Origin of the sequence: Allofournierella sp. (assembly GCF_017889395.1) — a bacterium.
Lineage (GTDB): Bacteria > Bacillota > Clostridia > Oscillospirales > Ruminococcaceae > Allofournierella.
Window position 1 is genome coordinate 1 of sequence record NZ_JAGHKE010000114.1, and the last position, 5,835, is coordinate 5,835.

The 5,835-nt window shown below is 61.0% G+C and carries 7 protein-coding genes; 1 reads left to right on the forward strand and 6 read right to left on the reverse strand.

What is annotated here, in order from left to right; translation table 11 throughout:
* Nucleotides 1-664, forward strand: a 664-nt coding sequence (locus tag J7G73_RS12100; RefSeq protein WP_291246436.1) for a [Fe-Fe] hydrogenase large subunit C-terminal domain-containing protein, incomplete at its 5' end; no start/stop codon positions are given.
* Between the two features lie 106 nt (nucleotides 665-770).
* On the opposite strand, the gene J7G73_RS12105 is transcribed toward J7G73_RS12100, so the two are convergent.
* The 6 genes from J7G73_RS12105 to J7G73_RS12130 all read right to left on the reverse strand — a co-directional run.
* A complete protein-coding gene (locus tag J7G73_RS12105; RefSeq protein ID WP_291246437.1) occupies nucleotides 771-2,375 on the reverse strand; it encodes an ABC-F family ATP-binding cassette domain-containing protein in 1,605 nt (534 codons plus the stop codon).
* A 206-nt stretch (nucleotides 2,376-2,581) separates the two neighbouring features.
* A complete protein-coding gene (locus tag J7G73_RS12110) occupies nucleotides 2,582-2,818 on the reverse strand; it encodes a DUF3343 domain-containing protein (RefSeq protein WP_291246438.1) in 237 nt (78 codons plus the stop codon).
* On the reverse strand, nucleotides 2,815-3,948 hold the full coding sequence (locus J7G73_RS12115; RefSeq protein ID WP_291246439.1) for an aminotransferase class V-fold PLP-dependent enzyme: 1,134 nt from the start codon (nucleotides 3,946-3,948) through the stop codon (nucleotides 2,815-2,817). The genes J7G73_RS12110 and J7G73_RS12115 overlap by 4 nt, the downstream gene beginning before the upstream one ends.
* Entirely contained in the window at nucleotides 3,945-4,571 is a 627-nt protein-coding gene (yedF, locus tag J7G73_RS12120; protein WP_291246440.1) for a sulfurtransferase-like selenium metabolism protein YedF, read from the reverse strand. The genes J7G73_RS12115 and yedF overlap by 4 nt, the downstream gene beginning before the upstream one ends.
* 45 nt (nucleotides 4,572-4,616) lie before the next feature.
* Complete coding sequence (selD, locus tag J7G73_RS12125; RefSeq protein WP_291246441.1) at nucleotides 4,617-5,645, reverse strand: selenide, water dikinase SelD; 1,029 nt, start codon at nucleotides 5,643-5,645, stop codon at nucleotides 4,617-4,619.
* A partial coding sequence (locus tag J7G73_RS12130; protein ID WP_291246442.1) for a hypothetical protein occupies nucleotides 5,642-5,835 on the reverse strand: 194 nt, incomplete at its 5' end. The genes selD and J7G73_RS12130, both read right to left, overlap by 4 nt.

Sequence of the window (5,835 nt, forward strand, 5' to 3'; positions counted from 1 at the left end):
GCGGAACATGGAGCTGTTCGACGGCGAGTACGCAGGCCACGATGTGGACGCGGTGCTCACCACCCGTGAGCTGGTGCGCATGATGCGCTCGGCCCACATTCGGCCGGACACCCTGGTGGACCGTCCCTGCGATGACCTGATGCAGGCCGGCAGCGGCGCGGGCGTGATCTTCGGCGCCACCGGCGGCGTAATGGAAGCCGCCCTGCGTACTGCCTACTATGTGGTGATGGGTGAGAACCCGCCCGCGGACGCCTTCAAGCAGGTGCGCAGCCAGAGGCAGGGCACCGGTGTGACTACCGCCGAGTTCCATCTGGGCGACGCCGTGGTGCGCACCGCTGTGGTAAGCGGCCTGGGCAATACCCGCAAACTGCTGGAGCAGATCGAAAAGGGCGAAGTGTCCTATGACTTTGTGGAAGTCATGGCCTGCCCCGGCGGCTGTGTGGGCGGCGGCGGTCAGCCCATCCACGACGGCGAGGAGCTTGCCTTTGAACGGGGCAAGAACCTCTATGCACTGGACAGCAGCGCCGCACTGCGCTTCTCCCACGAGAACCCGGACGTGCAGCGGTTGTATGCCGAGTATCTGGGCGAGCCCATGAGCCATCGCTCTCATCAGCTGCTCCATACCGATCACAATGCCTGGACCATGCCTCGCAAACAACGTTAACAGCCATTCCAACCTCCAATAAAAGCAGCACCCGCCTCCGGAAGTTCCGGAGGCGGGTGCTGCTTTTTCTGCGTTTTATAGAATGGGGAAGAGAAGAGAACCTGGCTTACAGGCCCCGCTCCTTCTTCCAGGCCAGGAATTCCTCAAAGCTGCCGGTGCGGTCCAGGCAGCCCTCCTGGCCCAGGGGGATCTCAATAATCCGATTGGCGATTTCATCAATGAACTGATGGTCGTGAGAGGAGAAGAGCAGGTTGCCCTTGAAGGAGGCCAGACCGTTGGACAGCGCCTGGATGCTTTCCAGATCCAGATGGTTGGTGGGCTGGTCCAGCACCAGAACGTTGGAGTGAGACATCATCATGCGGGAGAGCATGCAGCGCACCTTCTCACCGCCGCTCAGCACCGACGCGGGCTTGTAGACCTCGTCGCCGGAGAAGAGCATCCGGCCCAGGAAACCGCGCAGGAAGGTCTCGGTGGGATCCGGGCTGTACTGGCGGAGCCACTCGATCAGGTTGCCCTCGAAGCCGTCGAAGAAGGCGGAGTTATCCTGAGGGAAGTAGCTCTGGCTGGTGGAAACGCCCCACTTGAAGCTGCCGGAATCCGGCTCCATCTCGCCCATCAGGATCTTGAACAGGGTGGTCATACCAACCTCATTGTCACCCACCAGAGCGATCTTGTCGTTCTTGTTCATGGTGAAGGTCACGTTGTCCAGCACCTTAACGCCATCCACGGTCTTGGTCAGACCCTGCACGAACAGGATGTCCTTGCCGGCCTCCCGCTCCGGGTCAAAGCCCACGAAGGGGTAACGGCGGGAGGAAGCGGGCATCTCCTCCAGCTGGATGGAGTCCAGAATCTTTTTGCGGCTGGTGGCCTGCTTGGACTTGGACTTGTTGGCGGAGAAGCGCTGAATGAAGGACTGCAGCTCCTTGATCTTCTCTTCCTTTTTCTTGTTCTGGTTGCGGATCAGCTGCTGCATCAGCTGGCTGGACTCGTACCAGAAGTCGTAGTTGCCCGCGTACATCTGCACCTTGTTGTAGTTGATGTCCACGGTGTGGGTGCAGACCGCGTTCAGGAAGTGACGGTCGTGGCTGACCACGATGATGGTGCCGTAGTAATCCATCAGGAACTCTTCCAGCCAGTCGATGGATTCAATATCCAGACCGTTGGTGGGCTCGTCCAGCAGGATGATGGAGGGCTGGCCGAACAGAGCCTGTGCCAGCAGTACCTTCACCTTCTGGCGACCGTCCAGTGCGTCCATCTGGGCGTAGTGCAGGTCGGTGGGCAGGCCCAGACCGCTCAGCAGCTGGTTGACCTCGGTCTCGGCGTCCCAGCCGCCCATCTCGGCAAATTCCGCCTCCAGCTCACCGGCGCGCTCGCCGTCCGCCTCGGAGAAATCCTCCTTGGCATACAGCTCGTCTTTTTCCTTCATGATGTCGTACAGACGGCGGTTGCCCATGATGACGGTCTCCATCACCGAGAACTCGTCGTATTTGTAGTGGTCCTGCTCCAGCACGCTCATCCGGTCATCCGGACCGATGGACACACTGCCGCTGGTGGGCTCGATCACGCCGGAGATGATCTTCAGCAGGGTGGACTTGCCGGCGCCGTTGGCACCAATGATGCCGTAGCAGTTGCCCGGCACAAAATTCAGGTTCACATTCTTGTACAGATAGTTGCCCTGAAACTGCAAACTTACGTCATTTACAGAAAGCATAATAACCTCGCTTATCCTTCGTTTTCTTATAATAGAACAGTATGCTCGAAAGAGATTTTGAAAAGTCGATATAGACCAATCTATTATACATGAAAACAAACAAAAAAAGAAGGCCTAATTTCAAAAGAGTTCTGAGAGCAGATAACAAAAAATGCAGCGCCGGCTCATTCGGCGCTGCGTGCAAGATTGTTTGAAATGTGGAATCCTCAGATCACCAGCTCATGCAGGCTGGCTCCGGCAATGCCCTCCCGGGTCAGCAGGGCGCTGGCGGTGTCCCGGCTGGCGGGGTCGTCCCGCCAGGCAAGACCGCAGCCCGCCGTGATGGCGGTGGGCACCGGAATCAGCCGACCGGCCAGTCCCGCCGCGGGAGCGGCGGCCTCAAAGGCCAGAGCGGCAGCGGTGGTATCAAAGGCAATCACAAGCTGTAGGCTTCTGGGTCTCATGCTTCCTCCCTGCAAAGGGTGTCCACAGCGCGGATGGCCGCGTCCACCTCTTCTTCCGTGTTGAAATAGCCGAAGCTGAACCGCACCGCACCCTGCGCCACCGTGCCCATGGCTTCATGGATCAGCGGCACGCAGTGGGCCCCTGGGCGGGTGAGGATGCCGAACCGCTGGGCCAGCTCATCGCTCACCAGCGAGGAATCCCAGTCACCCAGATTCAGCGCCACGATGGGGGAGCGCTCAGCAGCGGAAAAGTCGCCGTAGCATTTCACTCCGGGCAGGTCCTTCACGCCCTGATAAAACCGGCTTGCCAGGGCCTGCTCCCGGTGGCGAATGGTATCAAGGCCGGTCTCCTCCAGCCATTCCAGCGCTGCCGCCAATCCAGCGATGCCGTGACCGTTCAGGGTACCTGCTTCCAGTGCGGTGGGCATCTGAGCGGGGTGTTCCCGGTCGAAGCTGTGTACGCCGCTGCCGCCCACGCAAAGAGGGGAGAGCCGCAGCCGGGGCGAAACGCATAGTCCACCGGTGCCCTGAGGACCCAGCAGGCTTTTGTGGCCGGTGAAGCAGAGTACATCGATGCCCATGGCCTGCATGTCGATGGCAAAGCAGCCTGCCGTCTGGGAAGCGTCCAGAACGAAGGGCACTCCATGGGCAGCACAGGCCGCACCGATGCGGCCAATGTCCACCAGATCGCCGGTCACGTTGGAGGCGTGGGTGCAGACCACCAGTTTGGTGTCCGGCCGGAAGGCGGCTTCCAATCCCTCCAGCGAGAGACGGCCGTTTTCATCCGCAGGCAGAATGGTCAGGTCCGCCCCGCTGCGGTAGAGTGGGCGCAGAACACTGTTGTGGTCCAGTGCGGTGGCAATGGCGTGCCCGCCCTCTGCCAGCAGGCTGGAGATGGCAATGTTCAGCGCCGCGGTGGAATTGGCGGTGAAGGCCACCTGCTGGGCGCCGTAGCCGTGGAACAGCCGGTCGATGCGGCTGCGGGCCTCGTGGATTGTGCGCCCGGCGGCCAGGCTGGCCGCATGGGCGCCCCGGCCGCAGTTGCCCATCCCATTCATGGCTTCGGCCACCGCCTGCACCACGCAGTCGGGTCGGTGCAGACTGGTGGCGGCGTTGTCCAGATAGATCACGGCCGGACCACCCGGGCCGCGCCCATCAGCTTTTCCGCAATGGCGTACATGTTGGTCACGCTGCCCACCGCCAGCTGCTCGGTGAGACCGTAATGGTTCAGGCAGGTGCCACAGGTCATGATCTCCACGCCCTGGCTTTCCAGCAGCTTCAGATCCGCCAGAGTGGGCGCACCCTCAACAGAAAGCTTTGCTCCGCCGTTGTACAGCAGAATGGTGTCCGGCAGAATGTCCTGCTCGGTAAGGGCATAGACAAAGGCCTTCATCAGGGCCTTGCCCAACACCGGGTCGCCGCTGCCCATCTCATCGCTGGACAGCACCACCACTGTGCCCTTGGCGCGGGCGTCCGGGATGCAGGCAGGGGCTTCTTCCGCTATGGGAGTCTGCGCGGCGGGCAGGCTCTCTTCGGTGAGGGCCAGTACTACCTCGTAGTGATCGGAGGCCAGGGTGCGGCTTTCGGAGGCCAGCTTTTTCTGGCTGGCCATCTTCAGAAGATTCTGCACCGCGATGGCGTTATCCACCGATACGGTCACGGTGTCGCCCGCGGTCATCTGGGCCAGGACCTTTTTGGTTTCCACAACAGGGATGGGGCAAGGCTTGCCCATGGCGTTTACCTGATATTGCATGTTTAAAACCTCGATTTCTGTGAAGAGTGAAAAGGGAAGAGGGGGTCATTCCGTGACGCGAATCACGCCGGGATGTTCATCGGTCACGTGGCCGATGATGCCGCAGTCAAGTCCCAGCGCCTGCACAGCGGACAGGGCTTCCTCGGCCTGCTCTGCGGGAACGCTGACCAGCAGTCCGCCGGAGGTCTGGGGGTCAAAGAGCAGCTCCTCCACCGCAAAGGGGGTGGATTCAAACTCCACCTTGCCCTCCAGATGGTTCCGGTTGCGCTGGGCGGCTGCTGTGAGCAGGAACTCATCCGCGTATTCCAGCGCCTGAGGAATGTGGGGCAGTGCTTTCCAGTGCAGTTGTGCGCCGCAGCGCGCCGCCAGCATCTCGTTCAGATGGCCCAGCAGGCCGAAGCCGGTCACGTCGGTGCAGGCGTGGGGCGCAAAGGGGGCCAGCGCCTCAGAGGCGTATTTGTTCAGGGTGGTCATGCTGGCGATAGCTGCTTCCATGGCCTCGTCACTGGCCTGGCCCACCCGGCTGGCGGTGCAGACGATGCCCACGCCCAGAGGTTTGGTGAGAATCAACGCGTCGCCGGGGCGGCAGGCGTTGTTTTCCAGCACCTTGTCCGGGTGGATGATGCCGGTGACCGACAGACCGTATTTCACATCGCTGTCCGCGATGGAATGGCCGCCCGCCAGGATACCGCCTGCCTCCCGCACCTTCTCCGCGCCGCCCTGCAAGATGCGGCCCAGAATGTTTAAGTCCATCTTTTCGGGGAAGCACACGATGTTCAACGCGGTTTTCACCGTGCCGCCCATGGCGTAGATGTCGCTGAGGGCGTTGGCCGCGGCGATCTGGCCGAAGATGTAGGGGTCCTCCACCATGGGAGGGAAGAAGTCCAGCGTCTGCACCATGGCGATGTCATCGGTGAGCTTGTAGACGGCGGCGTCGTCCGAGTGGTCAAAGCCCACCAGCAGGTTCGGGTCGGTAAAGGGGGGCAGCTTTTCCAGCACGTGGGCCAGCGCGCCGGGGCCCAGCTTGGCGGTGCAGCCGCCGCCCTTGCAGAATACGATTGGTTGTTCATTCATAACGATAACGCTCCCTGAAAAATCGGCCCCGCCGCGGCAGGGCCGTTCTTGCTTGTTATTATAAGAATAAAGCGAAACCGCCCAAAAGTAAAGCCTGTTCCAGAGCAAATCCCCGCAGAAGAGACAAAAAATACCCCGGTTTCGCAAATTTCCAAAACCGTGGCCGGTATGTCAATTCTTAGAGGCGTGC